The sequence below is a fragment of the Anaerocolumna chitinilytica genome (assembly GCF_014218355.1).
Classification (GTDB): domain Bacteria; phylum Bacillota; class Clostridia; order Lachnospirales; family Lachnospiraceae; genus Anaerocolumna; species Anaerocolumna chitinilytica.
In genome coordinates, this window is record NZ_AP023368.1 from 2,284,476 (window position 1) to 2,298,783 (window position 14,308).

Annotated in this window: 15 protein-coding genes; 11 read left to right on the forward strand and 4 right to left on the reverse strand. The window is 36.5% G+C overall.

Features of this window, described 5'->3' with window-relative positions:
- Window positions 1-181: 181 nt before the first annotated feature.
- A complete protein-coding gene (locus bsdcttw_RS25020; RefSeq protein ID WP_185259214.1) occupies window positions 182-508 on the forward strand; it encodes a nucleoside triphosphate pyrophosphohydrolase family protein in 327 nt (108 codons plus the stop codon).
- A gap of 101 nt (window positions 509-609) precedes the next feature.
- On the opposite strand, the gene bsdcttw_RS09935 is transcribed toward bsdcttw_RS25020, so the two are convergent.
- Window positions 610-1,143, reverse strand: a complete 534-nt coding sequence (locus bsdcttw_RS09935) for a PadR family transcriptional regulator (protein ID WP_185259215.1) — start codon at window positions 1,141-1,143, stop codon at window positions 610-612.
- A 200-nt stretch (window positions 1,144-1,343) separates the two neighbouring features.
- Here bsdcttw_RS09935 and bsdcttw_RS25025 point away from each other — a divergent pair, with 200 nt between their 5' ends.
- Together bsdcttw_RS25025 and bsdcttw_RS25030 are read left to right on the forward strand one after the other, a co-directional pair.
- Window positions 1,344-1,991 (forward strand): YczE/YyaS/YitT family protein, encoded by a 648-nt coding sequence (locus tag bsdcttw_RS25025; protein ID WP_225903829.1) that lies wholly within the window; start codon window positions 1,344-1,346, stop codon window positions 1,989-1,991.
- Window positions 1,988-2,428 carry a cytidylate kinase-like family protein gene (locus tag bsdcttw_RS25030; protein WP_230989135.1) on the forward strand — a complete coding sequence of 147 codons (441 nt, stop codon included), beginning with the start codon at window positions 1,988-1,990 and terminating at the stop codon, window positions 2,426-2,428. Before bsdcttw_RS25025 ends, bsdcttw_RS25030 begins: the two co-directional genes overlap by 4 nt.
- Before the next feature lie 71 nt (window positions 2,429-2,499).
- Here bsdcttw_RS25030 and bsdcttw_RS09945 read toward each other — a convergent pair whose 3' ends face one another.
- On the reverse strand, window positions 2,500-3,378 hold the full coding sequence (locus bsdcttw_RS09945; protein WP_185259216.1) for an AraC family transcriptional regulator: 879 nt from the start codon (window positions 3,376-3,378) through the stop codon (window positions 2,500-2,502).
- A gap of 336 nt (window positions 3,379-3,714) precedes the next feature.
- Here bsdcttw_RS09945 and bsdcttw_RS09950 point away from each other — a divergent pair, with 336 nt between their 5' ends.
- Window positions 3,715-5,748: a glycoside hydrolase family 31 protein gene (locus tag bsdcttw_RS09950; RefSeq protein ID WP_185259217.1), complete on the forward strand. Its 2,034-nt coding sequence runs from the start codon at window positions 3,715-3,717 to the stop codon at window positions 5,746-5,748.
- Between the two features lie 422 nt (window positions 5,749-6,170).
- Here bsdcttw_RS09950 and bsdcttw_RS09955 read toward each other — a convergent pair whose 3' ends face one another.
- On the reverse strand, window positions 6,171-6,887 hold the full coding sequence (locus bsdcttw_RS09955; protein ID WP_185259218.1) for a GntR family transcriptional regulator: 717 nt from the start codon (window positions 6,885-6,887) through the stop codon (window positions 6,171-6,173).
- A gap of 213 nt (window positions 6,888-7,100) precedes the next feature.
- Between bsdcttw_RS09955 and bsdcttw_RS09960 the strand changes: the two genes are divergently transcribed.
- The 7 genes from bsdcttw_RS09960 to bsdcttw_RS09990 all read left to right on the forward strand — a co-directional run bounded on the left by bsdcttw_RS09960 (window position 7,101) and on the right by bsdcttw_RS09990 (window position 13,355).
- Window positions 7,101-8,114 (forward strand): SIS domain-containing protein, encoded by a 1,014-nt coding sequence (locus bsdcttw_RS09960; protein WP_185259219.1) that lies wholly within the window; start codon window positions 7,101-7,103, stop codon window positions 8,112-8,114.
- A gap of 340 nt (window positions 8,115-8,454) precedes the next feature.
- Window positions 8,455-9,774 (forward strand): anaerobic C4-dicarboxylate transporter family protein, encoded by a 1,320-nt coding sequence (locus bsdcttw_RS09965; RefSeq protein ID WP_185259220.1) that lies wholly within the window; start codon window positions 8,455-8,457, stop codon window positions 9,772-9,774.
- A gap of 108 nt (window positions 9,775-9,882) precedes the next feature.
- Window positions 9,883-10,698, forward strand: a complete 816-nt coding sequence (locus bsdcttw_RS09970) for a sugar phosphate isomerase/epimerase family protein (RefSeq protein WP_185259221.1) — start codon at window positions 9,883-9,885, stop codon at window positions 10,696-10,698.
- Window positions 10,699-10,768: 70 nt separating this feature from the next.
- Window positions 10,769-11,656, forward strand: coding sequence for a fructoselysine 6-kinase (locus bsdcttw_RS09975; protein WP_185259222.1), 888 nt, complete (start codon window positions 10,769-10,771; stop codon window positions 11,654-11,656).
- A 39-nt stretch (window positions 11,657-11,695) separates the two neighbouring features.
- Entirely contained in the window at window positions 11,696-12,109 is a 414-nt protein-coding gene (locus tag bsdcttw_RS09980) for a cupin (protein ID WP_185259223.1), read from the forward strand.
- Window positions 12,099-12,776: an HAD family hydrolase gene (locus bsdcttw_RS09985; protein WP_225903830.1), complete on the forward strand. Its 678-nt coding sequence runs from the start codon at window positions 12,099-12,101 to the stop codon at window positions 12,774-12,776. Before bsdcttw_RS09980 ends, bsdcttw_RS09985 begins: the two co-directional genes overlap by 11 nt.
- A 132-nt stretch (window positions 12,777-12,908) precedes the next feature.
- Complete coding sequence (locus bsdcttw_RS09990) at window positions 12,909-13,355, forward strand: staygreen family protein (protein ID WP_185259225.1); 447 nt, start codon at window positions 12,909-12,911, stop codon at window positions 13,353-13,355.
- A gap of 82 nt (window positions 13,356-13,437) precedes the next feature.
- Here bsdcttw_RS09990 and bsdcttw_RS09995 read toward each other — a convergent pair whose 3' ends face one another.
- On the reverse strand, window positions 13,438-14,307 hold the full coding sequence (locus bsdcttw_RS09995; RefSeq protein ID WP_207726525.1) for a YncE family protein: 870 nt from the start codon (window positions 14,305-14,307) through the stop codon (window positions 13,438-13,440).
- Window position 14,308: the final 1 nt, after the last annotated feature.

Below are 14,308 nucleotides of genomic sequence, written 5' to 3' on the forward strand. Positions count from 1 at the left end.
ACCGAATTTATTCGATTCTATCTTAAGGAGAAAACAAATGCTATCAGAAAAAATTTTATGACAATTAGAAAATAAGGGTATCGTAACAATTGTAATATATTTTTTAGTTCCGGTTCGGAATTTAACAAAATCGCTATTTAGCCAAATAGAATATGGAAAACTTACAGGAGGTTTGGAAAATATGAAAGATATGGATTTTAACAAGATTATTGAACGCTCCATCGCCATAAGAGAAACTTATCACAAATTGGAAGAACAATATCATGGTCAAAAGTGGTCGGTTGAGGAAGATGCCCTCGCTTTTCTAACAGATGCCGGTCTGGTTGGCCGTTTAACCATGTCCCAACAAGGGCGTTGGCCGAATGGCAGTAATACAGAAGCCGAACTGAAACATAAGCTTAGTGAAGGTATATGGTGGCTGATAGTTCTGGCGCAACGCATGGAGATTGATATTGGAGAGGCGATGGACGGCTTTTTGTCCAAACTTGAGAAACAGCTGCAGAGTTAAATACCCTAATAAGAAAAACTTTATAGCAGCATTGACCCCTCTGAGCTGAGTAAGCATATTTTACAACAGATTAGAGGGGGATACTCCCGGTATTCCCAGTATTATTGCAAATATTGCTTTATCCAGCCAATATATTCTTCTTCTCTTCGAATAGCATGGTCAAGTATTAAAAAATGACCGTAGTTTTTAGAACGAGTTACTTCATCCTTGAATAGCAGAATCATTCGCTTTTTTAAATGGGATAATTTTGAAGTATGTAATCTATATTGCTCGGACAGCATTTTTTGAATGCGTTCGTCATTTTTATCGTGAATAAAATATAATTTAAGAATAAACTCATCCTTGTTTAATGGAAGTTCTCCGGTGGGGGTTTCCTCCCATTCATTTAGTACCCTTTGTCCTTTATCTGTAATGGTATAATATGTCTTTTCAAGCTTATTTCCGAATAAACCAGTTTCGGATGAAATATATCCCTCTTCTTCCAAGCGCTTTAATTCTAAGTATATCTGACTATGCTTCGCAGACCAAAATTCACCAATTTCTGTTTCGAATAATTTTTTTAAATCATAACCTGTTTTTTTTTCGTTCTCCAGCAAGCCTAAAAGAATATATTTTAATAAGTTTTTTTGAGCCATATCACTCCTCCAAAAATCTGGTTGACATTTAATTTAATCTAGTATAGCATAAATATTGAAAATTTAATATGTAATTAATTACATGTTTTTATTTTCATACTAATGGAGGAAAAACGAATGTCAGAAAAAATCTTTAAAGGAAAAACTATGAAAATGCAAAAGCAAGAGTTTTTTGAAGACGAAAGGATAAATGATTGAAGATGGAAAAAGTTAAGCGTTATGTCATATTTATGGTAGGAATTTTCATTAATTCACTGGGGGTCAGCCTGATTACAAAGGCGAATTTGGGGACATCGCCGATTTCATCTATACCTTATGTGTTAAGCTTGAATTTCCCTTTTTCACCGGGAAATTTTACTATATTTTTCAGCTTGTTATTGATTTTGCTGCAGTTGCTGATATTAAGGAATAATTTTAAGCCGGAACATTTATTGCAGGTTCCGGTATCAATTGTATTTGGGTATTTTATTGATTTATGTATGGCTTTATTTAAAGATGTTCAACCGGGATGGTATATAACTAAAATTTTATGCCTTTTGGCAGGCTGTTTCATTCTTGGAATCGGTGTGTATATGGAAGTTCTTGCGGATGTTGTTATGCTGCCGGGAGAAGCCTTTGTTAGGGCTGTTGTTTTTCGATGGAAAACAGAATTCGGCATTACAAAGATTGCTTTTGATATTACTATGGCAGTGTCAGCAGGGGTATTATCCTTTTGCTATGAAAAACGCCTTTACGGTGTACGGGAAGGCACAATTGTGGCAGCAGTACTGGTAGGGTTTACAGCAAGGTTTATAGGCAGACAACAGGTTATACGCCGAAGTACATATCCGAAAGAGAAGAAAAAATGACCAACAGCCTTATTTTTGATATGATTAATCAAATGTATGTGTATTCCCAGGAGCATACAGCACCGGAGGATGCTATTTTTGAAGCGGAAGCAAGTGTAGTAAAAGAAGCATCACAGAAAAGCAATTGTGTAATTATAGGTCGGTGGGCCGTTTATATCTTAAGAGAACGTCGTGAATGCTTAAAGGTTTATCTTTACGCCCCAATAGAATTCCGTGTAAAAAGAATTATGGAGACAGAAGGCTTAAGTGAGAAAGAGGCAAGAAAAAAGATACAGCAGATGGATAGACAAAGAGCAGAACATTACCGCTATTATACGCATCAAATTTGGGGAATGGCTTCTAATTATCAGCTATGCATTGATACCTCATTAGGAATGGAACATACGGAAAATATGATTTTAGAAATGCTGGAAAGCATTAAGACGAAGGAATATTAGGAAGGACAGGAACAAGATGAATACCAGTGAGAATAAAAATGCAGTGAAACAGCGGAAAAAAGAGCATAGGTTTATCGTTTCCTATATTCCCGAGGTGAACTTCCTGTGATTTTTTTAAATTGCTTATTAAAATTGGACAGGTTGCTAAAGCCACAGCTAAAGGAGATAGTTGATATGTCCTCTGTTGTTTCAGTCAGCGCTGTGCATGCGGCTTTGATCCTCAGATGTGTCAGAAATTCAATAGCACTGCAGCCAACGGCTTTCTTAAAGGAATTCATGAAGTGACTTGAACTGATGGCGCATTTAGCGGCAAGCTCGTTAATCGTAATGGAATCCATATAGTAATAGGTCATAAACTCCAGTGCAGGACGGATTAGGGAGGAATAACTGATATCATCACCCTGAAAGGAAGACCGATTATCGTTTTTTTCAAAATACCAGAAAAGTTGTAATAGTACGCTTTTTAGTAAAAGATCATCATATGGATTGTTTTTGTTTGCACAACTTACGATGGTTTCTGTGAGGGAGCGTATAACCGAATAATCCGGATGGTCCGGATTATATTTCAAATTTACATGTAGTTGTCCTGTAATAAGAGGACGTATACAGTGAGTGCTGCTGCGATCATTGCTTTCAATTCCGAGCATGCTGGCATGAAATACAAAGGCAATATAATGCAGCTTCCTGCCCGAAGAAGGGTAGGCGGCATGCAGCATATTGGGTGGAATCATAATTACGTCTCCATGACTTACAGGAAAGTGTTCATCACCACAGATGAAGTCGCCCTTTCCCTGAAATACATAATCAATTTCAAACTCGCTATGCCAGTGCATAGGTACGTTGGGAAAAGAATCTGGTATATGGCAATCATAAATACTATAGGGAACCAATGAGGAACTGTGCTGGCGCTGTTCTTTATTACCTTGAGATGCAGTAATCGTATATTTCATATTTATACCCCGTGCATATCGCAGGCTTGCCTGCGATACTGCTTTAATAAGAAGCTTGAAAGGAACTTTCAAACATACCCCGTGCATATCGCAGGCTTGCCTGCGATACTGCTTTAATAAGAAGCTTGAAAGGAACTTTCAAACATACCCCGTGCATATCGCAGGCTTGCCTGCGATACTTCTTTAATAAGAAGCTTGAAAGGAACTTTCAAACATGAATTAAACTTAAATCATAGAATAGTATCATAAATATATAGTATTTCAGAAGAAATATAATAGTCTATAGAGTATTATATCATTGTAATCCGAAAAATCAATTAACATATAGGAGGTACTATGAAATTTTTAGATGACAATGGGGCCTTGGTATTTTACCAAAATGGTGAAATGGGGCGAATCGAAGCATGGGGTAAGGATTCTGTCAGAGTACGTACCACTATGCTTGGCAAGTTTAATGGAAATGACTGGGCTTTGACAGAAAAGGTTGACAATATAGATACCAGTGTAAAGATTGAAATGGAAGACCATTGGGTTGGAGATGGGACCATTGATCAGAGGGAAATTGCTTCTATTACCAATGGTAATATGAAAGTAGTTGTGAATTTTGTGGGTATCATTTCATTTTACAAAAAGGATAAGCTGTTCCTTCGTGAATATTTCCGTATGTATGACGGAACCATTTCGAAAGAAAGTCGTTGCTTGAAAGTGATTAACCGTGAGTGGAAGGGAATCATTGGTGGAAGCGATTATTCCTTGAATGTAAAATTTGAAAGTAATAAAGATGAGAAAATCTTCGGTATGGGCCAATATCAGCAAAATGATATGGACTTAAAGGGCTGTGTATTGGAACTGGCACAGCGTAATTCGCAGATATCTGTTCCTTTTGCCGTATCTTCCTTAGGCTATGGTTTCCTTTGGAATAACCCGGCTGTCGGCCGTGTAACCTTTGGTAAGAACTATACAGAGTGGATTGCAAGATCTACCAAGGAAATGGATTACTGGATCACTGTGGCAGAAACACCGAAGCAGATACTGGCTAACTATACCGCAGTTACCGGTCGCGCGGATATGTTTCCGGAAGAGCTGATGGGGCTTTGGCAATGTAAGCTGCGTTACAGAACCCAGGATGAGGTTCTGACAGTTGCTCGTCAATATCAGAAGGAAGGCATTAAGATTGACCAGATTGTCATTGACTTTTTCCATTGGACAGTACAGGGTGACTGGAAATTCGATTCACAGTACTGGCCGAATCCTAAGGCTATGGTGGATGAGCTGCACGCAATGGGCATCAAGGTCATCGTATCTGTATGGCCTTCTGTGGATCGTAAGAGTGAAAACTTTGGTCCGATGATGGAAAGAGGTCTTCTGATTAAGACAGAGCGCGGAGCTGCCCAGACTTATGATTATCAAGGGGATTGTGTGGAGATTGACCCTTTCAACCCTGAGACACGTAAGTATGTATGGGAAGTGTGCAAGAAGAATTACTACGATTTAGGCATTGATGCTTTCTGGCTGGATAACTCTGAACCGGATTATGGAGTGTATGATTTTGAAAATTACAGATACTGTGATGGACCAGCACTTAGTATCAGTAATATGTATCCTCAGATGTACAGCCGCGTATTCTATGATGAGATGAGTAAGGAAAATAAGCCTGTTGTGAATCTGCTTCGCTGTGCTTGGGCCGGCTCTCAAAAGTATGGCAACGTGGTTTGGTCCGGTGACGTACCAAGTACCTTTGAAGCCTTCGCAGATCAGTTACAGTGCGGTCTGAACATGGGACTGGCAGGCATACCCTGGTGGACCACTGATATCGGCGGTTTCATGACGGATGATGTAAATGATCCTGATTTTAGAAATCTCTTAATTCGTTGGTATCAGTTCGCAGTATATTCCGCTGTTCTGCGTATGCACGGGGACAGAGGCCCTTATAATATTCCACCGCTGGATAACAGAGACTGGGGTGGCGGCTACCTTCATACTGGCCAGCCAAATGAGCTCTGGAGTTATGGAGAAGATAATTATAAGATCATGAAGAAATATTACGATATCCGTATCAGTATGCATGAATATATTAAAAAGCTTTATGAAGAGGCTCATACAAATGGCTCTCCGTTAATTCGTACTATGTTTTACGAATTTCCGGAAGATGAGAAATGTTGGGAACTTCAGGATCAGTATATGTTTGGTGACAAATATCTCGTAGCTCCGATTCTTCATTTATATGAATACAAAAGAGATGTATACCTCCCAGCAGGTAAGTGGATCTTGACCTCTACCGGAGAAACATATACGGGTGGCATAACAGTATCAGTTGATGCACCAATCGAATACTCTCCGGTATTTGAACGTAAGGTAATCGGCTTATAAAACACAAAGAAATAGCTAATAGTCAGATGATGTTAGTGACGTAGAATCATGGTGCTAATATACGGAGATATGCGTTTTTTAATTTGAAATATTCGGCTGGCTTAATATCTTGAGATTAATAAAGATGTATATGTTTTGATGGCAGCATAAAGCTGCATAGAAAATGTATACATCTTTTAGTTTTATATAAAACAAACAATGACAAGGTAAAATATGTAAGTAAATTTAAGTTCAACATAGACCATTAATATAATCTCTAAATAAATCTACATAACTCTAATATCGGAATGAAATATAACAGTTTATATTTGCTGTGTATTTAATTAATATCAATTGTAAAACAATTCCAATGAACGGAGATATCTAATTGTTTAAATAAAAATTTTGATTGCAATCAACCACCAGTATTGGTGGCTATGATTTTATACTAAAAATTTGAATTTATCGCCAATACATAATTGTTGGCATAGATTAGTAATTTTGTTCTCTGGGTCATGAACAATACTATCAATCCGGAGCAAAGGATAACCTTTTGTAATTTGAAGTGCTTTTGCTTCCTTTGAGGAAGCAAAAGTAATATCAATTGCTTTCGAAGAGTGTTCAAGTGTTATATTATGCTTAACTTTTAATAAATCATAAAGAGAATGATTATTAAGATCTTCACTGAACAAAAAAGAAAAAAATTCAGGAAACTTATTGGATTCTAATATAACTGGTTTAGAATCAGCATAACGGATTCGCTCCAGCACAACAATTTTATCATCAGGGTTTAATTCCATTAACTCAATATCTCGTGGTGTTGGATCCTCCAGTGCAATTTTTGTTGTTTTAGATCCGGGAATGGCTCCAATCATTTTACACATGTTTGTGAAACTTATAGCACCAGAGGACAGACCCCTTTGTATTTTTTTTTCAGCAACAAAAGTACCTTTTCCTGATTTGCGTTCTAGATATCCTGAATCAGACATCATTCCAAGCGCTTTTCTTACTGTGACTCTGCTTACATTGTATTGTTCACTTAGTTCTTTTTCGGTTGGTATTCGTGCCCCTGCTGGCAGACGACCGCTTTCTATTTCCTCTTGTAAAATATCTCCTAGCTGCTGGTACAGCGGAGTAGCGATAGTATTATCTAATTCCATGTTAGTGTCACCTTTCTATATGTATGAGTATTTAAAATCAGTAATAACGTTTTATTAATATAATTATAATACAATTGATAATATTTGTATATCGTAAAATATAAATCAGACAAAAATTAAGTTAATATTGACAAATGTATTGTATTGTATTATTGTTGAATCGAGACATATAAAATACAATATAAAACATTAAAGCAAAAAGGAGAAAAAACAATGGGATACAAGAGCACAGACATTAAAAGTATAGTAGCAGAAATTTTGGAAGCTAAAAGAGACAAAGGAGGCATTAAGTCTCTTTATTTTGTAGGATGTGGGGGATCGTTAGGAGCACTCTATCCAGCTAAAACATTTATGGAAAAAGAAAGTGCAAGCATTAAGAGTGCATGGATAAATAGTAACGAATTTGTACATTGCACACCGAATGATTTTGGAGAAAACTCAATTCTTGTTATGGCTTGTCATAAAGGTAATACACCTGAAACAATTCAGGCAGCGAAGTTAGGTAAAGAAAAAGGCGCTGCAGTTATTATACTTACATGGTTAGAGGAATCTGAAATAGTTGAGTTTGGAGACTATATTGTACTATATTCATTTGATGCAAGCCAGGACCATTTGGCTGGCGATATTGATTATGCAGGCGAAAAGACACTTTGTGCACTTTATGTGGCAGTAGAACTTCTTGCGCAGACACAAGAAGGCTATAAAAATTATGATAAATTCTATGAAGGTGCAGGAATGATTACAAACATTATCCGAAATGCAAGAACGCATGTGAAAGAGCGTGCAAAAATCTTTGCAAAAGCACGCAAAAATGATAGTGTTATCTATACAATGGGAAGTGGTGCGTCTTATGGTGCAGCATACATGGAGAGCATATGTATATTTATGGAAATGCAGTGGCTGGATTCCAGTTCAATACATACAGGTGAATTTTTCCATGGCCCATTTGAAATAACAGATGCGAATAGACCTTTTGTAATTCAAATTTCAGAAGGAAGTACTCGTTCGCTGGATGAACGTGCATTAATATTTTTGCAAAAATATGCAAAGAATATTGAAATTCTGGATGCTAAAGAGCTGGGATTATCCGTTATTGATGTTTCAGTTGTAGATTATTTCAATCATTCTTTATTTAACAATGTATATCCTATTTATAATCATGAATTGGCTACAATACGTCAGCATCCATTGGCTACGCGTCGTTATATGTGGAAAGTAGAATACTAGACGTGAGCATTAGCATTGAGATTTTAGATTGAAGATACATTATGAATCAGGAAAATGCAATGATAATAACTATGGAGTGGTATCTGAGTAGATGTAATATAGATTGTAGTATACTTCATTTGTTAAAAGTAGCTAAAAATATATAAATAAAATTGTATAATTTGTAGAAATTGATAATAATTGTTGACAATAAAACATCTAATGTATATCATTGTATTTAATACAAAGCAATACATTATATGCAAAAAATATAATCGAAAGATTGCGAGTATTAAAAATGAATGATGTGCGCACATTGTTGTTTAGAGAAAAATTACTCAATTTAAGAGGAGGATCCATTATGTTTTGGATTGAATTAGCTATTGTATTGGCAATTATTTTCCTGGGTGTACGTAAAGGAGGAACATTCTTAGCTTTTGCAGGTGGTATTGGAATGTTTATCATGATATTTGTATTACATGTAGCACCATCTGACCCACCAATCACAGTTATTTTAATTATGATTGCAGTAATCTGCGCCGCATCAACAATGCAAGCATGCGGTGGTCTTGATTTCTTAGTAATGATTGCAGAAAAGATTCTTCGTAAGAATCCTAAAATGATTACAGTATTAGCACCAATTGTTTCTTATATTTTCACATTTATGTGTGGAACAGGACATATTGTATACAGCTTGCTTCCGGTTATTAATGAAATATCTATTGATACAGGGGTAAGACCGGAACGTCCAATATCTGCATCTATTGTTTCATCCCAACAAGCGATTACTGCCTGCCCAATATCTGCAGCAACCGTTGCTATTCTAGCATTCATGGCAGAGTCTACATATAAAAGTGTAAATATTTTTACTTTGCTTATGGTTTGTGTTCCAGCAACATTGATTGGAACAGTAGCAGCAGCACTTGCAGTTATTAAAAAGGGAAAAGAGCTTGCGGATGATCCTGAATTCCAAAGGCGTGTAGCTGTTGGACAGATTGAAGATTTCTCTAAAAAGCATAGTGAAAAGAAAGAAGTTACAAAAGAAGCAAAGAGATCTGTTGCAATATTTTTAATTGCAATGGTAGGAATTGTCCTTTTAGGTGCAGTTAAAGCGTTAGTTCCAATCCTACCTGATGGATCCAAGTTGCCATTAACAACAGTTATTGAGATCTTTATGTTAGTTGCGGCAGCAATCATGGTGCTCGTAACGAAACTTGATAGTAATAAAGTGTTGGATCAGCCTGTATTTCGTACCGGAATGTTTGCAGTAGTCTTAGCATTTGGACTTTGTTGGTTAGTAAATACATTTATTGGTGATCAGGCATCTTTTATCACCGATAATATGTCTGCTCTAACTAATAAATATCCTTGGATTTACATTATAGCAGTATTTATTGTTGGAGCGATTACTACCAGTCAGTCTTCTACAACAATGATAATGGTACCAATTGGTATTGCGTTAGGGCTTCCTGTTAATATTATTGTTGCTGGTTGGATTGCTTGTTCATCAAATTATTTTGTTCCGGCATCAGGACAGTGTGTTGCTGCTCTAGCCTTTGATTCAGCTGGAACAACTAAAATTGGAAAATTTGTTATCAACCACAGTTACATGATTCCGGGTCTAGTTTGTACTGTTGTATCTGTAGTAGTAGCAATATTGCTTGGTGCGGTGATTTTCTAGAACAGACCATCAGTTAAACAGATTTAATTAGACAACAGCTTGGTGTCAGTGCCATTAAGGGCTGATAGCAGGCTGTAGTTATAAATAAAATAATAAGGAGGATTTGATATGAATTTTGCACCAATGAGTTATCATTATATCAGGTATCCAATTGAAAAATTCTTGGATAAAGTCGAACAATCTCCCTTTAACAGTATTGACCTTTATTGTTCTGCACCACAATTCAATATATTCAATTATCCGCTTCAGCGATTACTTCGTCTTGACAAAGAAATAAGAATAAGAAATTTAGAGATTATGGCTATGACACCAGAAAACTGTACTTATCCAGTAAATTTTTGTACACAAGACATGTTGACTCGAGAGTCCAGTATTTTATATTATCAGAGAGCAATTGATACAGCCGAATTTTTAGGATGTCCAAGTGTTCAGATTAGTACGGGATTTGGCTATTTTAATCAGTCAAGTGAAGAAGCATGGAAATACTGTCTAGAATCTATGCATATACTGGCTGCTTATTGTGAACGAAAAGGAGTGCAGCTTCTCCTTGAGGAACTTAAAACAACTACGACGAATGTTTTGATTACCAGTAACGATATTGCTAGAATGTTAAAAGAAATTGATTCCAAGGCAGTAGTCGGAATGGTGGATATGGATCAGATGACTTATGCGAATGAAACTATAGATAACTGGTTTGACGCACTCGGAGATAAACTACAGCATATTCATTTCAATGACAGAGGACATACTGTTCCAGGAGATTCAGATTTTCCTATGAGAGAATATTATGAAGCAATTAAAAAACGTGGCTATGCAGGATCGGTTTCTTTTGAAATAAGTGACCGCCGTTACTATAATGATCCGGATAAAGCCATTGATGACATAGTAGCATGGTTAAAAAATAACACAAATGAACTATTATAATTAAGATTTAATGTATTAAATGTAGTAGCCTTTAAATTTACCTTATAAATAAGAAGAAGGATGTGATGAAATGAAACGCTGTAAGATAATTGCTATAGGAGATAATGTTTGCGACAAATATCTCTCTAGAGGAATAATGTATCCGGGTGGACAATGTGTTAACACTTGTGTTTATGTGAAAATGAATGGGGCAGAAGCTGCATATCTTGGAAAGTATGGAAATGATGATGTGGCTGATTGTGTCCATAATACTCTTGTGAAGTTAGGAATTGATGACAGCCATTGCAGAATGTTTGAAGGAGAAAATGGTTTTGCACTAGTAACCTTAATAAACAGCGACAGGGTATTTCTGGGCTCCAATAAAGGAGGAATTGCGAAAGAGAATTCTTTTAATTTTACTGATGAGGATTTTTCATACATTAAAGATTTCCAGCTGATTTACACAAATTTGAACAGCTATATTGAAAATGACCTGGAAAAGCTGAAAGAAACAGGTGTACCGATTGCATATGACTTTTCTACCAGATGGACGGATGAATATCTGGAAAAAATATGCCCATATGTAACAATTGCAATACTATCCTGCGCGCACTTAGATGAAAAAAACAGAGAAATAGAGATGCGTAAGGCACAGGAAAATGGAGTTAAAATTGTACTTGGAACAGTCGGTGAAGATGGTTCCTATGTATTATACAAGAATAAGTTCTATTATGCAGAAGCCGTACATGCAGACGATGTGATTGATACAATGGGTGCAGGTGACTCATATTTTTCCGCATTTCTTTGCTCATTATTAGAAACATCTGAAGCAGGTGAGCTAATAGAAGAAGATAATAACAAAATGGAAACACGTTTACTGACTGCAATGAATCAAGGAGCTGCATTTGCCGCAAAGGTCTGTTCTATAGAAGGGGCCTTCGGATATGGAGTACCAATCGTCGGAAAGACAGAGATATAAAAACCCAAATTAATAATAAAAAAGGATGAGGATAAAATTATGAGACCAGATGTATATGAAAACAATAATGAAGGTATTTTATGTGTATATAAAAATGAAAAATGGCTGGTTAGTATCAAAAACTGGAAACCAGATAATGACATTAATGGAATTGCCCATCTCGAAATTCATCATTCAACAGATGAACAGTTTATTCTTGTTGCTGGAAAAGCAATTTTAATTACTGCAGAGCGTGAAAATGATCATTTTAATATTGAGCTAACATTGATGGAACAGGGGAAAGTATATAATGTTCCAAAGGAAGTTTGGTTCTATTCCATAACACAGAAAGACACAAAAATGATGTATGTTCAGGATTCTAACTGCTCAATGGAAAACAGTGATTTTATGAATCTGTCAAAGAATGAAATTTCTTACATCCAGGAAACCGCAAGAATATTATTTGAAAAATAGAAAAATGAATATAAAATATGTAATATTTGATTTCGATGGAGTAATAGCCAATACAGAAGAGAGCAACGGGAATTTTTTAGCGAAGGCTTTTAATGAGTATGGAATAAGATTTACTAAGGAAGACATGTATCGCTTAATAGGACTGAATAATTCAAGTGAATTGCAGGGCATATTAAATAGAGCTTCAAAGCAGATTACAATGGAAGAATTTATGGAAACACGTAAAAAAATCGGAAATACATATGAAAATAGTAAGATTCAACCAATGCCAGGTCTTATTGCATTGATTGTATATTTACGAGATAGAGGAATTAAAATGGCCATTGCAACATCTACATCAACAAAATTAATCATAACTGCATTAAACAGAATGCATATGTTACCCTATTTCGAATGTATTGTATGCGGCGATATGTGTGATCGAAAAAAACCTGATCCACAAGTGTACCAGAAAGCAATGGAATATCTGAGTGCAATGCCACAAGATTGTATTGTTATTGAAGACTCAACAATTGGAATTACGGCTGGAAAAAATGCTGGAGCATATGTTATTGGATACGGAGGTTCAGGAATCAAACAGAATAGAGAAGAGGCAGATCTGATCATAAACACCTATGACCAATGTCTGCATAAAATTATCGAAATATTGAATGGCTGTGACAAATAAGCATAAAGATATCACATGGATAAAATAAAGCATATATTATATCATATAAAATGTGCTGTGAAGGTTGTTGGCAACCATATAATGGCCAACAGCTTTTCCATTTCGAAATAATATATGAAAGAGGCTTGAAATGTGAAAGAACTTAATCCTCAAAAGGTATTTGTGCAATATCGGGATAATATAAGACCATATGAACCAGTTAGGAGCAGATTATATACTATTACACATTCGGATATAACAGCAGAGCTATTTGTGTTTGTAGGTCAAAATTATGCGGAAGATCAAGTCACAAGAATGCGTGATGAGGTAAGAATTGCCTGGGAGCTATATAGAGAAGGATATGCTTTAATTGGCTCCGTGATTGTGGATGGTGATGGTGTAATAGGAAATGCACATTTAAGAGATGAGATTTTCTATAACGAAATGCCTACAGCACTTCAAGCATTACGCCAAGCTGACAGATTCTTGTTTGATAAAGAACCAAACCTTGATAATACACCTGTATATATTCATTTTATCTCAAACAATCCTATATATAACAAAACATATGACTTTGGAGTTATTGGAACTTATAAGTAAATAATCTAAGTTACTTTTATTGTTTGACATATATAATTATGGGCAAGAACCAATGAAAATGGTCTTGCCCATAATTATAGCATTAAAGAATCGTAAGGAACGCTGGAATTCCTACAACGACGGATTGAAGCAATTTATTTGAACGAGTATCAAGAATCGAAATCGTATCCTCATATGAATTTGAAACAACCATTAATTTACCGCCGTTGGCTGCAGCCAATCCATATGGACCCTGTCCGGCAGGGATTGTTGAAAGCGGTTGATGACTGAAGACATCGAAGGAAGTAACAGATTGAGCGAAACGGTTTGCACAGTACACCGTATTTCCGCCGTCTGTGAACGCGATACCCACAGGTCCGCTTTGTCCTGTATAAGGGGCAGCTGCCTCAACCAGCGCAACGTTAACTGGTGTGATTGAATTACCGTCTTCATTGGAAACAAATACGTGACGATTGGTGGGGCTGACCTTAACGACCTCCGTTCCGGGACCTGCTGGAATTATCTTTATAACCTTATTGAGGGTCAAATCAATTGCGGCGATTTGTTGTGCATCCCGCAGGCTGACAAAAGCCAGTGTGCCGTTAGCAGTGATATCGATTGTAAAGCCGTTGGAAGGCAGTGCAATCTCTGTCACTTTTTTCAGCGTACGTGCTTCCAGCACATAAACACTCGGTTCTCCATAATTGACAACATATACAAAACGACCGCCAGGCAGTACCGCAACTCCTATGGGCAGTTTACCCACAGGGGTCGTATTAATGGTTTTATTTATATACAAGTCAATAACAGATAGTGTGTTTGAAAAGAAATTGGAAACATAGGCAAGCATATGTTTCTTATCGATGCAGATATCAAATGGTCCTTCATCAACAGTAATATCCAACAGCCTCCTTGCTTCTACGATATCTACTACCGAGACATAATTGCTTCCGTATACGCAGACATATGCCAAA

Bases quoted from the DNA above. Each gene is read 5' to 3' on its own strand.
- bsdcttw_RS25020 (WP_185259214.1), top strand. From the start codon at position 182: ATGAAAGATATGGATTTTAACAAGATTATTGAACGCTCCATCGCCATA.
- bsdcttw_RS09935 (WP_185259215.1), bottom strand. From the start codon at position 1,143: ATGGCTCAAAAAAACTTATTAAAATATATTCTTTTAGGCTTGCTGGAG.
- bsdcttw_RS25025 (WP_225903829.1), top strand. From the start codon at position 1,344: ATGGAAAAAGTTAAGCGTTATGTCATATTTATGGTAGGAATTTTCATT.
- bsdcttw_RS25030 (WP_230989135.1), top strand. From the start codon at position 1,988: ATGACCAACAGCCTTATTTTTGATATGATTAATCAAATGTATGTGTAT.
- bsdcttw_RS09945 (WP_185259216.1), bottom strand. From the start codon at position 3,378: ATGAAATATACGATTACTGCATCTCAAGGTAATAAAGAACAGCGCCAG.
- bsdcttw_RS09950 (WP_185259217.1), top strand. From the start codon at position 3,715: ATGAAATTTTTAGATGACAATGGGGCCTTGGTATTTTACCAAAATGGT.
- bsdcttw_RS09955 (WP_185259218.1), bottom strand. From the start codon at position 6,887: ATGGAATTAGATAATACTATCGCTACTCCGCTGTACCAGCAGCTAGGA.
- bsdcttw_RS09960 (WP_185259219.1), top strand. From the start codon at position 7,101: ATGGGATACAAGAGCACAGACATTAAAAGTATAGTAGCAGAAATTTTG.
- bsdcttw_RS09965 (WP_185259220.1), top strand. From the start codon at position 8,455: ATGTTTTGGATTGAATTAGCTATTGTATTGGCAATTATTTTCCTGGGT.
- bsdcttw_RS09970 (WP_185259221.1), top strand. From the start codon at position 9,883: ATGAATTTTGCACCAATGAGTTATCATTATATCAGGTATCCAATTGAA.
- bsdcttw_RS09975 (WP_185259222.1), top strand. From the start codon at position 10,769: ATGAAACGCTGTAAGATAATTGCTATAGGAGATAATGTTTGCGACAAA.
- bsdcttw_RS09980 (WP_185259223.1), top strand. From the start codon at position 11,696: ATGAGACCAGATGTATATGAAAACAATAATGAAGGTATTTTATGTGTA.